At 59.6% G+C, this 17240-nt stretch carries 16 protein-coding genes; 6 read left to right on the top strand and 10 right to left on the bottom strand.

The window, feature by feature from the left end; genetic code table 11:
* The first annotated feature begins 89 nt into the window (after nt 1–89).
* Nucleotides 90–797 (top strand): hypothetical protein, encoded by a 708-nt coding sequence (locus tag ACQ4MY_RS18885; protein WP_440096099.1) that lies wholly within the window; start codon nt 90–92, stop codon nt 795–797.
* Nucleotides 798–980: 183 nt separating this feature from the next.
* Here ACQ4MY_RS18885 and ACQ4MY_RS18890 read toward each other — a convergent pair whose 3' ends face one another.
* Nucleotides 981–1397 (bottom strand): hypothetical protein, encoded by a 417-nt coding sequence (locus ACQ4MY_RS18890; protein WP_440096100.1) that lies wholly within the window; start codon nt 1395–1397, stop codon nt 981–983.
* Nucleotides 1398–1748: 351 nt separating this feature from the next.
* Between ACQ4MY_RS18890 and gabP the strand changes: the two genes are divergently transcribed.
* Nucleotides 1749–3149 carry a GABA permease gene (gabP, locus tag ACQ4MY_RS18895; RefSeq protein ID WP_201226808.1) on the top strand — a complete coding sequence of 467 codons (1401 nt, stop codon included), beginning with the start codon at nt 1749–1751 and terminating at the stop codon, nt 3147–3149.
* 199 nt (nt 3150–3348) lie between these two features.
* Here gabP and dapF read toward each other — a convergent pair whose 3' ends face one another.
* From dapF to ACQ4MY_RS18920, 5 genes are all read right to left on the bottom strand, one after another.
* Entirely contained in the window at nt 3349–4146 is a 798-nt protein-coding gene (gene dapF / locus ACQ4MY_RS18900; protein WP_440096101.1) for a diaminopimelate epimerase, read from the bottom strand.
* The gene (locus ACQ4MY_RS18905; RefSeq protein ID WP_440096102.1) at nt 4127–4630 is read right to left on the bottom strand and encodes a GNAT family N-acetyltransferase; all 504 of its coding nucleotides are present in this window, start codon (nt 4628–4630) and stop codon (nt 4127–4129) included. The genes dapF and ACQ4MY_RS18905 overlap by 20 nt, the downstream gene beginning before the upstream one ends.
* A 13-nt stretch (nt 4631–4643) precedes the next feature.
* Nucleotides 4644–4859, bottom strand: coding sequence for a DUF4287 domain-containing protein (locus ACQ4MY_RS18910; protein ID WP_440096103.1), 216 nt, complete (start codon nt 4857–4859; stop codon nt 4644–4646).
* Between the two features lie 404 nt (nt 4860–5263).
* Nucleotides 5264–5716 (bottom strand): GNAT family N-acetyltransferase, encoded by a 453-nt coding sequence (locus ACQ4MY_RS18915; RefSeq protein WP_440096104.1) that lies wholly within the window; start codon nt 5714–5716, stop codon nt 5264–5266.
* Nucleotides 5717–5840: 124 nt separating this feature from the next.
* Nucleotides 5841–7103, bottom strand: a complete 1263-nt coding sequence (locus tag ACQ4MY_RS18920; RefSeq protein WP_440096105.1) for an MFS transporter — start codon at nt 7101–7103, stop codon at nt 5841–5843.
* Between the two features lie 306 nt (nt 7104–7409).
* On the opposite strand from ACQ4MY_RS18920, the gene ACQ4MY_RS18925 reads away from it, so the two are divergent.
* The gene (locus tag ACQ4MY_RS18925) at nt 7410–8522 is read left to right on the top strand and encodes an aromatic ring-hydroxylating dioxygenase subunit alpha (RefSeq protein ID WP_440096106.1); all 1113 of its coding nucleotides are present in this window, start codon (nt 7410–7412) and stop codon (nt 8520–8522) included.
* A 20-nt stretch (nt 8523–8542) separates the two neighbouring features.
* Here ACQ4MY_RS18925 and arsH read toward each other — a convergent pair whose 3' ends face one another.
* From arsH to ACQ4MY_RS18945, 4 genes are all read right to left on the bottom strand, one after another.
* Nucleotides 8543–9241 (bottom strand): arsenical resistance protein ArsH, encoded by a 699-nt coding sequence (gene arsH, locus ACQ4MY_RS18930; RefSeq protein ID WP_440096107.1) that lies wholly within the window; start codon nt 9239–9241, stop codon nt 8543–8545.
* 9 nt (nt 9242–9250) lie between these two features.
* Nucleotides 9251–9721 carry an arsenate reductase ArsC gene (locus ACQ4MY_RS18935; RefSeq protein WP_440096108.1) on the bottom strand — a complete coding sequence of 157 codons (471 nt, stop codon included), beginning with the start codon at nt 9719–9721 and terminating at the stop codon, nt 9251–9253.
* A 19-nt stretch (nt 9722–9740) separates the two neighbouring features.
* The gene (locus tag ACQ4MY_RS18940) at nt 9741–10088 is read right to left on the bottom strand and encodes a metalloregulator ArsR/SmtB family transcription factor (protein WP_045122919.1); all 348 of its coding nucleotides are present in this window, start codon (nt 10086–10088) and stop codon (nt 9741–9743) included.
* Nucleotides 10089–10261: 173 nt separating this feature from the next.
* Nucleotides 10262–11161: a LysR family transcriptional regulator gene (locus ACQ4MY_RS18945; RefSeq protein ID WP_440096109.1), complete on the bottom strand. Its 900-nt coding sequence runs from the start codon at nt 11159–11161 to the stop codon at nt 10262–10264.
* A gap of 133 nt (nt 11162–11294) precedes the next feature.
* Here ACQ4MY_RS18945 and ACQ4MY_RS18950 point away from each other — a divergent pair, with 133 nt between their 5' ends.
* The 3 genes from ACQ4MY_RS18950 to ACQ4MY_RS18960 all read left to right on the top strand — a co-directional run bounded on the left by ACQ4MY_RS18950 (nt 11295) and on the right by ACQ4MY_RS18960 (nt 17239).
* Nucleotides 11295–12941: a GMC family oxidoreductase gene (locus tag ACQ4MY_RS18950; RefSeq protein ID WP_440096110.1), complete on the top strand. Its 1647-nt coding sequence runs from the start codon at nt 11295–11297 to the stop codon at nt 12939–12941.
* A 160-nt stretch (nt 12942–13101) separates the two neighbouring features.
* A complete protein-coding gene (locus ACQ4MY_RS18955; protein WP_158831821.1) occupies nt 13102–14724 on the top strand; it encodes an MFS transporter in 1623 nt (540 codons plus the stop codon).
* Between the two features lie 289 nt (nt 14725–15013).
* Nucleotides 15014–17239 (top strand): C1 family peptidase, encoded by a 2226-nt coding sequence (locus tag ACQ4MY_RS18960; protein ID WP_440096111.1) that lies wholly within the window; start codon nt 15014–15016, stop codon nt 17237–17239.
* The last annotated feature ends 1 nt before the right edge of the window (nt 17240 follow it).

The raw sequence follows: 17240 nt of genomic DNA on the forward strand, positions 1-17240 counted from the left end.
GGCAATGGCGCAAGGCGTTGTAGGGCTTAGGTGGTTGCTGGAGGCTTCGTTTAAACAAGCGGGTTATTTCCTGTTTATTGGTCAGCGGCATGGATTTGGCTTGGCTCGTTTGGGTTTTAGCTGGATTGGATTTTTTGGTGCTGCTGAAGGCGTTTTCGCGAGCAAGCTTTGCTCCTACGGAAGCAGGGGCGTTGGGGGTTTGGGGAATGGGGGGAGTCGGCTTAAAATGCGGCGCCCTGCACTTCTGCGGGTTTGCTATGAAAGCAGTGTTCGAACCTGCGCCAGGCAATCGGCACCTTTACATTGAACAAGGACAATGGCTCATGGGTTTGAGAACGGCAGCGCTGGTTTTGTTGCTTGCAACGTCAATGACCGCCTGCGGAGGGAGTCAGGACAAGGCCAGGGAATTGGTCGAAGTGAGTCAGCTCAAGGAAGTTTACGACGACCTCGTGCAAACGACGATGCAAAGCTACTCGCCGCGCTTCTTGGAAGTGATGGACGAAGACATCCGCACAGTCTTGGAAGACAAAGCCCCGTTCAAGGAGATGCAGGAGCTGTTTATCGACTCCTATGCGGCCAATTTGCAGGCGGATGAATTGGATGCGGCGATTCGTGCCCACTTCCATCCCGAACAAGCCAAGAGCATTTTTGCTGACACACCCGAAGGTCGCGGCTTCATGAGCAAAATGGGCGACGCTTATTCCAACGCGCAGGACACCTTCGAAAACAGGTTGAAGGAACGAGATCCGGAGATCGTTGAAGTGCTGGATGAGATGAATACGAGATTTAATCGCTAAGCGCTCAGGCCCGATGCAGTGCCTGTGACGACAGGCCCGGGTTGTCCGTTTTGGCGAAGTGCACACTTCGTGAAGGGCGGCCTGGGTTCAGCCGACGCCGCTTGGCTGATGGTTTGAAGCTGTCCGCCAACCTGCTCTAGCAAAATGGATCCGCCCTGCTTCCTTCGCTGTAGAACTTTGCGTTCAGTTGAATTTCCCGAGGTAGGTAAACGTTGCTGTGCTTTCTGGTGAGCGCACTGGCGACTCAAGCTGAGTTGACGCCGAGCGTCTATCCCCCCAGATAGCATTCATCCCCACCAGAATGAGGTGGGTAAATGCTGTCGCTGTAGCTGCCACACTTTCTCTCTCGGACGGGCTCTGGATCTGCGCGATGAGATCTTCCGGATTATTGGCAAGCTCCACGAAATCCGAGTCCATGTGGAACCCTAGCTCCTCTGATAACCGCCACGTCGGATTGCGCTCTTCCCATGCAGAGTACACGCTGTCTGATGCCGTTTCGAGAGGCTGCGGCTCCCACTGTTCGAAAACAAATTGCTGTGCCTCGGCCTCACTGGCGAATGTCGCCCCGAAAAGATGGAAGGGCCAGTAATCCTCTTGCATGGCAAGGTCTCAACGCTTGAAAAGTGGTCGGGATAATAGACGAAAAGTGTTGAGAACGCCGGTTGTAGCGAATACGCAGCTCCCAGTGACTGACGGGTTTCCAACAAGACCGTAAGGTGTCCGCGTGTCGATATCAGACACGATGGTGGCGTGATCAGGCATCTGAATCAGCAGAAAAGCCGGGTAAGGTGACGCGTCTTTTCATAAAAATAGCCGTATCGAGATGATCGGTTTGATAAGAACTGCAGCGTTTGAAGGGGGCTGTTTCCAAGCCATTCAGCAGGCAATCGTAATGCTTGGTTGCCCCTTTCAACCCGCTTAAATGTCGATCAGCAGAGAATAAAAAAACCAATGATTAGCCCGAACTCCAAGGATTCGAGTAGCCAATTGGCGCAGGGCTTCAAGCCTCGTCACGTCACCATGCTGTCAATCGCCGGCATCATCGGTGCCGGTTTGTTCGTAGGCTCAGGACACGCCATCGCAGCGGCCGGCCCCGCCGTGCTGCTGGCGTATCTTTTCTCAGGGTTGCTCGTCGTTCTGGTCATGCGCATGCTCGGCGAAATGGCGGTGGCCAATCCCGACACCGGTTCGTTTTCCACCTATGCCGATCAGGCCATCGGGCGCTGGGCCGGTTTTACCATCGGCTGGCTTTACTGGTGGTTCTGGGTGCTGGTGATTCCGATCGAAGCGCTGGCGGCCGGCCATGTGCTGCATCAATGGTTTCCGCAGATCGATGCCTGGCTGTTCGCCTTGGTGTCGATCATTGCGTTGGTGGTGACCAACCTGTTCAGCGTGTCGAAATATGGTGAATTCGAGTTCTGGTTTGCGATGGCCAAGGTCGTGGCGATCATTGGTTTTATCGGCGTCGGTTTTGCTGTGTTGATGGGCTGGGTGCCCGACCGGGAGGTCAGCGGGTTGAGCGGTTTGATGGCTGAACACGGTGGCTTTGCCCCTAATGGGCTGTCGGCGGTCGTCGGTGCTTTCATCACCATCATGTTCAGTTTCATCGGTACGGAAGCTGTGACCATCGCCGCCGCCGAATCGAATGACCCGGCGCGTAACATTGCCAAGGCAACGCGCTCGGTGATCTGGCGCATCGGCGTGTTTTACCTGCTGTCGATTTTCGTGGTGATTTCCGTGGTGCCGTGGAACGACCCGTTGCTGGCCTCGGTCGGTTCGTATCAGCGGGCGCTGGAAATCATGAACATTCCCCACGCCAAGTTCATGGTCGATGTGGTCGTGCTGATTGCCGTGGCCAGTTGCATGAACTCCTCGATCTACATTGCCTCGCGCATGTTGTACTCGCTGGGCCGTCGTGGCGATGCGCCGAAGGCGCTGAAAGCGACCTCTTCGGAAGGCGTGCCACGCGCAGCCGTTATCGCCAGCACCGTGCTCGGCGCGGCGATTACCGTGTGGAGTTACATCATGCCCGCCGGGCTGTTTGAATTCCTGCTGGCCAGCTCCGGAGCGATTGCGTTGCTGGTGTACCTGGCGATTGCGGTGTCGCAGTTACGCATGCGCAAGCTGTTGCGTCAGCGCAACGTCGAGCTGACCTTTCGCATGTGGCTGTTTCCCTGGCTGACCTGGCTGGTGATTGTGTTCATCTGCGCGGCGCTGGCGGTGATGATGCTCACGCCGCAACACCGCACCGAAGTCACCACAACCATCGGCCTGGCGCTGGTGATTTCCTTCCTCGGGCTGGTGACGTCGCGTGATCCTGCGCAGGCTGCGCGGGTGACGTCTGCGGGGTAAATCGACGCCTGAGCTGTAGGAAATCACATCCAAATCTATCCCCGCTGTTGCTCGGCATAATTCGGCAGCTCGATGGCATCCGCTTTCGGCAAAAGAACGCCCACGTGGGGCTGAGCGCCGTGCTCAGACCGTTGAGCATGGGCCGCCCCTGCAGGGGAGTCAGGTGGTTTTTCTGCAGAGAGCGGGCCGACCGGAATGCTTAAGGGATTGTGCCGGAGAAGATCGGTTCGACCGGGCCGCTCAGGATGACGCTGTCGGTGCCGTTCCAGTGGAAGGTGACGGGGCCGCCGTCGCATTCGACGATGACGGTTTGGTCGAGCAGGCCTCGGCGGATGCCGTTTACTGCGGCGCCGCAAGCACAGGAGCCGGAGCCGAGCGGAATTGCGCCGTTGCGTTCCCAGATGCGCAGGCGGATGTGGCTGCGGTCGAGGATCTGGACGAAGTGCACGTTGGTTTTGTGCGGGAACAGCGGATGCGTTTCGAGGGTTGGGCCGACGGCGGCGAGGTCGAGGATGCTGAGGTCTTCGACGAAATAGGTGCAATGCGGGTTGCCCATGCTGCACGCGGCGGGGTCGCCGGGCAGCGGCAGCACAAGCGTGTCGTGTGCCTCGGTCAGAGGAATGTCCTCCCAGGCGAGCAGCGGTTGGCCCATGTCGACCGAGATCAGTCCGCTGGGCGTGCGTTCACAGTGGAGCACACCGCGCTGGGTGCGCAGGGTGATCGATTTTCGGCTGGCTTCGCGCATCAGTCGGTCGGCGGCGCCACGGGTGGCGCTGCCGCACACATCGAGCGCCGAGCCGTCGGCGTTCCAGAACTGCAACTGTGCATCGGCATCCGCGCAATCGAGCACCACGGCGAGCTGGTTGAAACCGATGCCTCGGTGGCGATCACCCAGCTGTCGGGCCAGTTGACTGGTGATCGGATTGGTGGTGTTTCGCGCATCGACCACGACGAAGTCATCGCCGTTGGCGTGCATTTTATGGAAGCTCAGCGGCATCGATGGCGCCTCGACTGCGGGTCATGTGAATGAGCGCCGAACGCCCGCCGTGCGGTGCCGGTCGCTCTTCAATGGCGAACGGCACGAAGCCGAGTTTAGGGTAGAGCAACAGGCCGGCGGTGTTTTCGTTGAAGCAGGACAACTGCACTTCGCGGGCCTGGTACTTTTCGAAGGCCAGTGCCGTCATCGTTTCGATGATGTATCGGGCCACGCCTTGGCCTCGCGCATAGGGCGCGACGATGACGTTGCCGATGCAACAGATAGCGTTGTGTTCAGCACGGTAGAAGTTGGCGAAACCGACGAACTCGCCGTTGGCCAGGAACACCGTGGAGTCGAAGCGCTGGCCGATCGCGGTGTGCATCTGCTCTGCCGTCAGCGGGTATTGCGCCTTCGGGAACATGAAGTACAACTCTTGAACACCCTGCGGAAAACCGCAGACGGTTTGGACATCGTCGGCCGTCACTGGCCGGTGGCTGAAGTTCATGGCTACCCTGCCCTCACTGTTTGCTGTTGGCCAGATGGTACGCGACCAGCGCGTTGGCGTGGCCATGGCCCATGCCGTGCTCAGTCTTGAGCCAGGCAACCCGTTCCATGTGTTTTTTGTCGTGGAGGCTGGCGAGCAGGTTCAGCCAATGTTCGATGGGTTGGCCGTACTTTTTTTCGATGGCGGGAAAGTAGGATGCCGGGCCTTTGACTTTGCTGTCTTTGCTCATGCTGCAAGCTCCCTGTGGTCGCGACGGAGAGTCGGCTGACGCTCCTTGTCGGCATGCCATAGAGTGGACGCGCGTCGTGGTCCCGGCAAGTGGCTTCAGTGCTTCAGTTCAAACCGACTTTGAGGGATCGCTCGGACGACCATGAATCCTGGCCTGCCGGCAATATCGGGTTCACTCCGGGTGTCGTTGTCGCGCTGGATCAACCCAAGGGCATTCACCCTGAACAGCACAAAGCCCCGGCGCAACGATCTCTACCTTGATCTTGTCCGGATCTTCACAGTAAAGGGCGTAGTGTTGCGGGCCACAGCAACGGTCGCCAGAAGCGCAGCGATGCTTCCAGGGATGAAACATTGATCTCGACGTGATGAAGCATGCCGGTGATTGGCATGCTACTGCGGGTATGGCTATTGCTCATCGGCAGCATTTCCATGAGCTCCGTCGAGCGTTTTCAACAACGTATGCCGACTCCATGGCCCGCAGTACTGCGGCACATGCGCTATCACTTGATATCCACACCGCGAGTACCACTCGGCGACGTCGTCATCGAGGGTTTCGATCAAGGCGTCCACGCATCCCCGTTCAACGGCTAGCGCCTCAAGTCTGTGCAACGCTTCAGCCCCCAGCCCCATGCCGCGCCGTTGCGCATCGACCCACAGGTAATTGACAAACAAGCGTCTGAACTCGGTTCTGCCGGTTGCACCGCCGACGAGTTGCCCATTCTCCATGACCAGACAGGCGATGGGCTGAGCCCGCCCGCCGCGTGCCTCAGATAAAGCGCGGCCATGCTCTATGACGCCGTCACAGATCGCCTGCAAGTTATCCTTGTGGATGTCGCCGCCCGTAACCCATTCCCTCATTGCATCTCTCCATTCTTGAAAGGCCTTGCAGCTGTTTCAAGCAAAAGCAGCGCCAACCCGCGATGCGCAGCCTAGAGGCTCAATCAAGAATGGCCGTTCGTTCGGGATCACGACGGGCTGATGCTCATGGGCAAGATGAACTTCGAAGAGCGCCTTGCGGCGTATCTGCTTGCGCACTTGAACACTGCAACGTCTCGGGAACGGCCACCCAAAGCAGAATCAACGCAGCGGCGGCGACCACGGCCAGTGTCAAAAACGCCGCACTGTAACCAGCGGCCTGCACCACGAATCCCGCAAGGCCGTTACTCAATGCAGCGCCCAGACCGAACGCAGTCGAGAGTGCGCCCAGGCTGACGTTGAAATGCCCGGTGCCCAACGTGAGGTCTTTCACCACCACTGGGAACAGCGCGCCGAAAATCCCCGCGCCCACACCGTCGAGCAACTGCACCGCGACCAGCCAATAAGGGTCGTCGGACCACACATACAGTACGCCACGCAACGGCAAAATCAGGAAGCCTGCGAGCAGCAACGGCTTGCGCCCCCAGACATCGGCCTTGGCCCCGCACAGCAAGGCGACGGGCACCATGACCAATTGCGCCGCGACGATGCAGGCGGACGTCAGCGGCGTGGCCATCTGCAGATTGGCTTGCGCCAGTTTCTGGCTCACCAGCGGCAGCATCGCCGCGTTCGCCAAGTGGAACAACGCGCAGCACACGGCAAACATCAGCAGCGGTTTGTTCTTGAGCAGTACCGACAAACCAGAGGGTTGTGTGCCATGCCCGGCACCGCCGGGGTTCAGGCCTCGGGCCAGATCATGGTCGATGGCCTCTGGCGAAACAAAGGACACGGCGATGACGCTGGCAATCGCCATGGCCGCCATCAGATAAAACACCGCTACCGGGCCGAACAGGTAAGCAAACAGCCCGGCCAACAGCGCCGCACAGGCATTGCCGGCATGGTTGAACGTTTCGTTGCGCCCGGTGCGTCGCGTGAACGCGCGCGGCCCGGTAATGCCTAAGGTGATCGCCGAAATCGCCGGCGCAAAAATCGATGCGGCGACAGCGCTGAGGGCTTGAGTCAGCGCCACCAGAGTGAACGAGGTGACGAAAGGCAACACTAGACAACTGCCCGTCACCAGCAACGCCGCAATGACAATGATCGCTCGTTTGCGACGCGTACTATCGACCAATGCGCCTGCTGGCGTTTGCGTGATGAGCGCGGCGATTCCGGCAATGGTCATGACCAGGCCGATGCTGGCCGGGTCCCATTGATGAACCGCCAGCAGGTAAATCGCCAGATAGGGCCCGAGCCCGTCGCGCACATCGGCGAGGAAGAAATTCAGGCTGTCCAGTGACAGGTTGTTGCGACGATCGAGATGAGTGGCCACGGGCAGCGTCTTCGATATTCGAGGTCGTGCGAATTGAATCGACCTCCGCTGATTGAGTGACCTGTGGCTCGACCAGTTAGTTGCATGGGCCAACTGTTCTCGCCTGCGATTAAAACCAGAGCTGAAACCCCCTCCGTGTAGGCCTTCGCCCGGCACCTCGTCCAGCAGGCCGAAGCGACGTATGGCGATTTTCTGCAAAACCATGATCGAATCTGAGCGCATGCAGTTCATTCGGTGAACTGCCAGCCCGGATCTATGCTCAAAGCGTCCAGAGCCCCGTCCCTACTCTTTCGGTCACCCCAACCCATGCTCAAAAACCTTTGGTACGTCATCCTTCCCTCATCGCAGTTGAGCCAAGAGATCGCGCCGATACGCCTGCTCGGCCAGTCGTTTGTCGCCTTCCGCGACAGCCACGGCAAGGCACGTCTGCTGTCCGATATTTGCGTGCACCGTGGGGGTTCGCTATCGGCCGGGGCCAAGGTCGGCGACAGCGTGCAGTGCCCCTACCACGGCTGGCGCTTCGACGGTGACGGCCGGTGCGTGCAGATTCCCGCTCAGCCCACTCTGCGGATCCCGGAGAAGGCGCGGGTTGATGCGTACCCGACAGAGGAACGCTACGGCTGGATCTGGGCCTTTCTAGGCGATTTGCCAGAGGCTGAACGCCCGCCGCTTCCTGCCCTGGATTGGCTCGATGATGCCAACGTTCGCGTAGTCAGTGGGCACTTTGACTGGGAAGCCAGTTGGGATCGGGTCATCGAGAACGGGCTGGATTTTGCACACGCGCCTTTCGTGCATGGTTCGACCTTCGGCGACCCGGCTCATCCGGAAATCGAAGCGTTCGACGTCGACAGCGATGCGTGGCAGGGTCAGGCCCGAATGTTGATGAAGCGACCCAAGCGCACCGGGCTGTTCAGGCGCAAATCAGCCACCGAGCAGGTCAGCGTGACAACCGTGCCCGGGTTTCATTTGTCAGGCCCGTGTACCACGCTGCAATTGCAATTACCCAATGGCTGGCGGATCTACATTGTTGCGGCCCATGTGCCAGTGGACGCCAACCGCACGCGCACGTGGTGGATGATGGGCCGCACGTATCTACGCTCGCGCTTGCTCGACGGACGCTTCGTCGCCAGCAATCTGAAGATTTTCCGACAGGATCACGCAGTACTGCGCAACGTGCGCCCGGAGCGCGTACCGGACTCCTGGCAGCAAGAAGTTTCGTTGAAGTCCGATGCGCTGCAGATCGCCTTGCGCAAACGCCTTCGCGAACTGGAGCGCCTGGGCTGGCAGATCGATGAAGCACGGCTCGCCCGCGACTTTACCGGGCGCAAGGCCTGCGCCATTCCGTGCCCCGAACGACGCAACAGCCGTGCCTGGGCGATCGAACCGATTCCGCTGATCGACGTAACCGCCAGCAGTTGAATCAGGGCTTTTTCTCGCATTCAGATCGAGCGCTGATTGACCCTTGCCATCAACTGCTCAGCAGTTTCCTTGCGTTCGGAGTAGCGGTCGACCAGATGCGTCTGCTGATCGCGCAGCAACACGGTGAACTTCACCAACTCCTCCATCACGTCGACCACACGGTCGTAGAACGGCGACGGTTTCATCCGCCCTGCCTCGTCGAACTCCATGTAGGCCTTGGGCACCGAGGATTGGTTGGGGATGGTGAACATGCGCATCCAGCGGCCCAACACGCGCAACTGGTTGACCACGTTGAACGACTGCGAGCCGCCGCAGACCTGCATCACCGCCAGGGTTTTGCCCTGGGTCGGACGCACGGCGCCGAGCTCCAGCGGGACCCAGTCGATCTGCGCCTTGAACACAGCAGACATGGCGCCGTGACGTTCGGGTGAACACCACACTTGCCCTTCCGACCACAGCACCAGATCGCGCAGTTCCTGCACTTTGGGATGGTCGACCGGGGCGTCGTCGGGCAGCGGCAAACCGGACGGATTGAAGACGCGCGTTTCGGCGCCGAAGTGTTCCAGCAACCGAGCGGACTCCTCCACCAGTAAACGGCTGAAGGAGCGCTCACGGGTCGAGCCGTACAGCAACAGAATGCGCGGTTTGTGTTCGCCGGGTTTCGCGGGGTTGGCGTTATCGAACAAGCTGGAATCGAGGTTTGGCAGGTGGGCTGACATGAGTGTTCCTTAAAGCGCGCCGATGCGGTCGAGCGCGGTTTTCAATTCATCGCGGCTGAGGGTTTCAAAGGGCAGATCGAGGAAGGCCTGGCAGCGCTGGCCGATCCGCATCAATGTCGCGTGGAAAGCGCCATTCACCGTGGCCTCGTCAGCTGATACTTCGGAGGGGTCTTCCAATCCCCAATGGGCTTTGAGCACCGGGCCGAAATACACCGGGCAGGTCTCGCCGGCGGCTTTGTCGCACACGGTGATGACGATGTCTGGCGGGTTGCCTTCGAAAGCGTCGTTGCCTTTGCTGTGCAAGCCATTGATGGCAATGCCGGCGTGTTGCAGGGTCAACAGACTGCGCGGCAGCACTTGGCCTTTTGGAAAACTGCCGGCACTCACCGCTTCAAATCCGGGCGGCGCCAAGTGATTGAACATGGCTTCCGAGAGGATGCTGCGGCAGCTGTTGGCCGTGCACATGAACAGGATTCGCATGAGGTGCTCCAGTGAAGTGTCAGCAGCAGGCGGCTTCGCGAACCGGGCGGCCATCCATGTTTTGCAGGCGAGACGCGTTGTCCTTGAGCCAGTCAGTGTTGGCCCCGGACGTCACCTGGAGAATTTCGCGAACCCAATCGGGCAGCTGCGGATTAAGGCGGTAGTAGACCCATTGCCCCTGACGGCGATCGAGCAGCAGGCCGTTGCTGCGCAGTTGCGCGAGGTGACGGCTGATCTTTGGCTGACTGTCGTCAAGCGCACACATCAGCTCGCAGACGCAGAGTTCACCTTGATCGGCAATCAGCAGGATGGCGCGCACGCGGGTTTCGTCGGCGAGGCTCTTGAAGACTTCGGTGGGGGTGAGCATGGAACGGCACCAATACATACGGAAACTCGAATATACGGATATCCATATACTAATCAACGTTGAATTTGTTGCCCCCCCTGTAGGAGTGAGCCTGCTCGCGATAGCGGTATGTCTGTGAGTCAGATGTCGACTGGCACACCGCTATCGCGAGCAGGCTCACTCCTACAAAGGATCTACGGTAGGCAGGACTGTCCGCGTAACAACCCCTGCTCCGCCTCACACAACCCCACCACATAATCCCAGACCACCCGCAGCCGCACCGATTTATGCAACTCGCGCCGCGTGCTGATCCAGTAACTGCGCTCGATACTTTCATCCGGCAACAACGGCACCAGATCCGGATCGGACTCGGCCATGTAGCACGGCAACACCGCAATGCCCAAACCCGACCGCGCGGCTTCCTGTTGGGCGATGACGCTGGTGCTGTGAAATACCACCCGCGGGCTGCGGCAGAAGCTGTTGAGGAACATCAGTTCCTGGCTGAACAGTAAATCGTCGACATAGCCGATCCACGCATGCCGGCCCAAATCTTCACGGCTTTGCAGCGGCGGCGCTTTGTCGAGGTAGCGTTGACTGGCATAGAGCGCGAGGCGGTAATCGGTGAGTTTGCGCGTCACCAGCATGTCCGCCGCCGGGCGCTCCAGATGAATGCTGATTTCCGCCTCACGGTTGAGGATGCTGACAAAGCGCGGCACCGCCACCAGTTCCACTTCCAGACCCGGATAACGCTCAAACAGACCAATCATGCGACTGGCCAGAAACTTGATCCCCAGCCCTTCGGTAACCCCCACGCGAATCTTGCCCAGCGGCGCGGTCGATTGGGTGATTTCTTCCTGCGCCAACAACGCCACGTTCTCCATCGCTTCCGCATGTTTGAGCAGCGCCTCCCCCGCCGGAGTCATTTCATAGCCTTGCGCATGCTGGACGAACAGCGCAGTGCCGAGGCTCTTTTCGATGGCCTCGATGTGTCGGGCGACGGTGGCGTGGGTGGTGTTGAGACGGCGGGCAGCGGTGAGCAGGCGCCCACTGCGTTGCAGTTCGAGAAAAAACCGCAGGTCGTTCCAGTCGAACATGCTGTGTCCTTGTCGGCTAAGGTCTATGCAGGCTGTTTAAAAACGCACAGCGGCTGCGCAAAAACTAACATTCTTTTGACGAAAGCTAACAACTAGAGTGTCCGACAATAAAAACAAAAAGCGAGGTCAGGGAATGCAGACTTCCCTCGATGAATACGACTACATCGTGGTCGGCGCCGGCCCTGCCGGGTGCCTGCTGGCCAATCGACTGTCGGCAGATCCGCAGCAGCGCGTGCTGTTGCTCGAAGCCGGCGGGCGCGACAACTATGCGTGGATTCACATTCCTGTCGGTTACCTGTTCTGCATCGGTAACCCGCGCACCGACTGGTGCTTCAAGACCGAAGAACAAGCGGGCCTCAACGGCCGTGCGCTGAGTTATCCGCGCGGCAAAGTGCTCGGCGGGTGTTCTTCCATCAACGGCATGATCTACATGCGCGGCCAGGCCAACGACTATGACGGCTGGGCGGCCGAGGGCAATCCGGGCTGGGCCTGGGAGGACGTGCTGCCGCTGTTCAAACAGAGCGAAAACCACTTTGCCGGCGCGGCTGAATTCCACGGCGCCAAGGGTGAATGGCGCGTCGAACAACAGCGGCTTTCGTGGCCGATTCTGGATGCGTTTCGCAGCGCCGCCGAGCAAAGCGGCATCGCCAGCATCGAAGACTTCAATCAGGGCGACAACGAGGGTTGCGGCTACTTTCAGGTCAATCAGAAGGCCGGCGTGCGCTGGAACGCGGCGAAGGCGTTTCTGAAACCGGTGCGTGATCGGGCGAACCTGACGGTGCTGACCGGGGTTGAAGTGGATCGGGTTGTGCTGGAGGACGGGCGCGCATCGAAAGTCGTTGCCCGTCACGAAGGCCAGCTCAAACAGTTCAAGGCGCGCAAAGAGATCATCTTGTGCGCCGGATCGGTCGGTTCGCCGAGCATTTTACAGCGCTCCGGGATTGGTCCGCGGCCGTTGCTGGAGCGCCTCGGTATCGGCGTGATCCATGAATTGCCGGGCGTCGGCGGCAACCTGCAGGATCACCTGCAACTGCGCCTGATCTACAAACTGGAAAACGCGCGCACGCTGAACCAAATCGCCGGCAGCGTCTGGGGCAAGATGGGCATGGGCCTGCGTTATCTGTATGACCGCAGCGGGCCGCTGTCGATGGCGCCGAGTCAGTTGGGCGCATTTGCCCGTTCGGGGCCGGAGCAGACCTCGGCGAATCTGGAATATCACGTGCAGCCGTTGTCGCTGGAGCGCTTTGGCGAACCGTTGCACAGCTTTCCGGCGTTTACTGCGTCGGTGTGTGATCTGCGTCCGCAGAGCCGTGGCCGCATCGAAATCCGTTCGGCCGACCCACAGCACGCGCCGCTGATTCAACCCAACTATCTCAGCCATCCGGAAGATTTGCGCGTGGCAGCGGATGCGATTCGCATGACCCGGCGCATCGTCAGCGCCCCTGCCCTGCACGCGTTCAAACCGGTCGAGTACCTGCCCGGCGCCAGCCTGCAAAGCGAAGCAGAGTTGCAGCAAGCGGCGGCGACAATCGGCACGACGATTTTCCACCCGGTCGGCACCTGCCGCATGGGCAATGACGGTGACGCGGTGGTGGATGCACAGTTGCGCGTTCACGGCGTCCCCGGTTTGCGCATTGCCGACGCCTCGATCATGCCGCGCATCACCTCGGGCAACACCTGTTCGCCTACGCTGATGATTGCCGAAAAAGCGGCCCAACTGATCCTCAACCCCACCACCAGGAGCAGCACCGCAAAACCGGAACTGGCCCAAACCCTGTAGGAGCTGCCGAAGGCTGCGATCTTTTGACTTTGAATTTTTGAAATCAAAACCAAGATCAAAAGATCGCAGCCTGCGGCAGCTCCTACAGGGGATTGCGTTTGATTCATGGACATCGAGCATCAGTGGAACAACAAAAACAATCACTGTGAGGGATACCGATATGTCAGAACACGCTCAGCCGCTGGACGCTGCGAGCAGCGCCAGTACCAGCAATGCCACGCAGAAAGTCATCTTCGCCTCATCACTGGGGACGGTGTTCGAGTGGTATGACTTTTTCCTCTACGGCGCCCTCGCGGCGGTGATCAGCAAGCAGTTTTTCGCCGGGGTCAACGACACCACGGCGTTCATCTTTGCGCTGATGGCCTTCGCCGCAGGCTTTATCGTGCGGCCGTTCGGGGCGCTGGTGTTTGGTCGGTTGGGGGACATGATCGGGCGCAAATACACCTTCCTCGCGACGATCATTTTGATGGGCATCGCGACGTTCTGCGTCGGCCTGCTGCCGACCTACGCCAGTATCGGCATCGCCGCACCGATCATCCTCGTGGTGCTGCGCATGCTTCAGGGCCTGGCGCTCGGCGGTGAATACGGCGGCGCGGCGACCTACGTGGCGGAGCACGCGCCAATCGGCAAGCGCGGCTTTCACACCAGCTGGATTCAGTCCACCGCGACCCTCGGCCTGCTGCTCTCGCTGCTGGTGGTGCTCGGTTGCCGCTACTTCACCGGTGACCAGTTTGAAGTCTGGGGCTGGCGCATTCCGTTCCTGCTGTCGATCGTGCTGCTGGGCATTTCCACCTGGATTCGCCTGAGCCTGCACGAGTCGCCGGCGTACCTGAAAATGAAGGAAGAAGGCAAAACCTCGAAGGCGCCAATCCGCGAATCCTTCGGCAAATGGGAAAACCTCAAGGTCGTGCTGATCGCCCTGTTCAGCATCAACGCCGGGCAAGCGGTGACTTTCTACGCGGCGCAGTTCTACGTGCTGTTCTTCCTCACCCAGTTCCTGAAAATGGACCCGGCGGTGGCCAACACCTTGCTGATCATCAGCGTGGTGATCGGTGCGCCGTTCTTCATCATTTTCGGCTGGCTGTCGGACAAGGTCGGGCGCAAACCGGTGCTGATGCTCGGCTTGCTGCTGGCGACGGCGCTGTACTTCCCGATTTTCAAATCGCTGGCGCACTACGCCAACCCGGCAATCGATCAGGCCAGCCGTCAGGCGCCGATCACCGTGTTGGCGGATCCGGCCACCTGTACCTTTCAGTTCGACCCGGTGGGCAAGGCCAAATTCGACAGTCCGTGCGACAAGGTCAAGACCTTCCTGGTCAAGCAAGGCCTGCCTTACTCCAGCGCCGCTGCGCCTGCTGGCAGCGCCGTGCAAGTGAGTGTCGGCGACGTCAAACTCGACGGCTACGACGAAGCGGCATTGCGCGGCGCGATCACCCTCGCCGGCTACCCGCAACAGGCGGATATGCAGCAGATCAACAAGCCGATGATTGTGGCGCTGATCGTCGCGCTGATCATCATTTCGGCCATGTGCTACGGGCCTCTGGCAGCGCTGATGGTGGAGCTGTTTCCGACGCGGATTCGCTACACCTCGATGTCGCTGCCGTACCACATCGGCAACGGCTGGTTTGGCGGTTTCCTGCCGACGGTGTCGTTTGCCTTGGTGGTGTACACCGGGGACATCTTCTATGGGCTGTGGTACCCGGTGCTGATTACCGGGGTGAGCCTGGTCGTCGGAATGATCTGCCTGCGCGAAACCAAAAACATCGACCTCGACAAAAACTGAGCCTACCCGAAAAAAACTGCCTGATTACCCCCCCTGTGGCGAGGGGATTTATCCCCGATGGGCTGCGCAGCAGCCCCAAACCTGCAACCTTGACGAGTCAGACACACCAAGGTTGCAGCCATCAGGGCCGCTGCGCAGCCCAACGGGGATAAATCCCCTCGCCACAGATCCCTCATCCCGCCCACCCCGCCAAATCTCGTCTACGATCATTCACACACTTGAAACCCCGCGACGCAGAAAAGCGTTCGTGGCGTGGGGCAACTGAACCTCTCGGACTGAGGATTCTCCCATGCCTGCGTCGCAATTCTCCCTCGCTCAAACCACCATCACCCTGGATGCTCGCCCGGACCGTCTGGACCTGCGCGACCGGGTATTCACCCCCCGCGTGCAGTCGCTTCCAGCGTCGTTCCCCTCCGATCAGGACATCACCGGTAAATGGGCGGATTACCTGGGCCGGGGCATGGTGCAGTTTCAAGGCAGTGAAGGCGCCTGCACCGGTTTCGGGCTCTCGGCGGTGGTGAACTATCTGTTGTGGCGCCGGGATGCCGAATCGGTGCAAACCAGCCCGCGCCAGCTCTACCATCTGGCCAAGCTGTACGACGAATGGCCCGGCGAGGATTACACAGGTTCCAGTTGCCGGGGCGCGTTAAAGGGCTGGCACAAGCACGGCGTCTGCGAGAAAAGCCTGTGGCCCTACACCGTCGCCGCCGACGGCTCGGTGCCGGACTTTGAGGAGCCCGCGGCGCAATGGGCCGAAGACGCTATCACTCGCCCCTTGGGCGTTTACTACCGTGTTGAAAAAGACGACATCACCGCAATGATGGCGGCGCTCTGTGAAACCGGCGCGCTGTACGTTTCAGCCAATGTCCATCAGGGCTGGAATCTAAAGACCAAAGGCAAACCCGGTGCCCGAGCATTCCAGAGCACCGCGCAATTGCCGGTGATCAAGTTGCATCAAAAGGCCGAAGGGGGGCATGCGTTCGCCCTGCTCGGTTATACCCACGAAGGTTTTATCGTGCAGAACTCCTGGTCCACCGACTGGGGCTACTCAGGATTCGCGATCCTGACCTACGAAGACTGGCTGGCCAATGGCACCGACGCCTGGACCGTGGGGCTCGGCGTGCCGATCAAACATGGCACCGTTTCGCGCAATACTCGGCCGTCGAAAGGAGCAGATGGGGCGCAGTCTGCGTTTCGCGATGCGTTGCTGACGTCCAGCGCCAAACGCGAAGGCTTTTCGCTGTTTTCCGCCGACTCGCCCACCCCCGATCGCAAGGGCCCATTGCCACTGAAGCCGGATGACGCCTACGGATTGACCGTGGTTTTTGAAAACGACGGCAGCATCGGTCCTCGTCTCGTCGCGGTAAAAGATGTGCGCGCAAGTGTGGCGCGCATCGTGTTTGAGGCCCCTCAGGCCTGGTACAACAACCTTCCAGCCGGGAAAAAGCCCAAAGTACTGCGGATCGCGGTGTTCTCCCACGGAGGGCTTAATTCCGAAAAAGCGTCGATCAAGCGCATTTGTGCAATGGCGCCGTACTTTCTTGAAAACGGTGTGTATCCGTTATTCATCACTTGGCGCACGGGGGTCGTGGAAACTTTCATCGACATCGTCAAAGATAAATATGCCGTTCAATCACTGGACGCCGGCAGCTTCCTCGACACGTTAAAAGAGCTCAAGGACAAAGCCACCGAGGCGTGGGACCGTGGGGTGGAGGTGATTACCCAGCAGCCCGGTGGCGCGCAGTGGCGACAAATGAAACAGAACGCACTGGCAGCCTCGATTCCGGGGTACACACCGCGCGGTCTGCTGGAGATCACCGACAACCTGGAAAAACTGGTGGGCGCCATGGGCACCGCCAATGTAGAACTGCACCTGATCGGCCACTCGGCAGGTTCGCTGATGAATGGTCACCTGATTCAACTGCTCTGGAATAGAGGCCTGCCGATTGCCACTTCAACACTGCTGGCGCCGGCGTGTACCCTCGATTTCGCCAACCAGACCTACCGCCAGGTCATAGAAAAGGGCGGACTGAAACGCGACGACTTTCATCTGCATATCATGTCCGACAACCGCGAACAGAGTGACAACGTCGCCGGTGTCTACCGAAAATCGTTGCTTTACCTGGTCTCCCGCGCCTACGAAGAGCTGCATAAAATGCCGCTACTGGGCATGGCCAAAAGCCTGGACGGCATTTATCAGGACTTCAGCAACCCCAAGCTCAGCGAATGGAGCGTGGCCGCGCAGAACATGACCGTCGAGTGGAACAACTTCTACTGGGACAAAAAAATCCCCAGCGGTTTCGCCTCGACCGGAAAAAGCCTGACGCACCCGCGCGCAGCCACACTGCACATCTACAACGATGCGCAAATGACCTATGGGCCGGGCGTCAGCCGTGATACTTCACATGGCGGATTCGACAATGACTTGAAAGCGATGACGCTGACTCTCAAGACGATTCTCAGGTTGGGCCCCAACGCCGATCTGGATCAGCGCCTCATCGATTTGAATTACTGAG

The organism is Pseudomonas sp. SM4, from assembly GCF_051913165.1.
In the GTDB taxonomy this organism is placed as follows: Bacteria; Pseudomonadota; Gammaproteobacteria; order Pseudomonadales; family Pseudomonadaceae; genus Aquipseudomonas.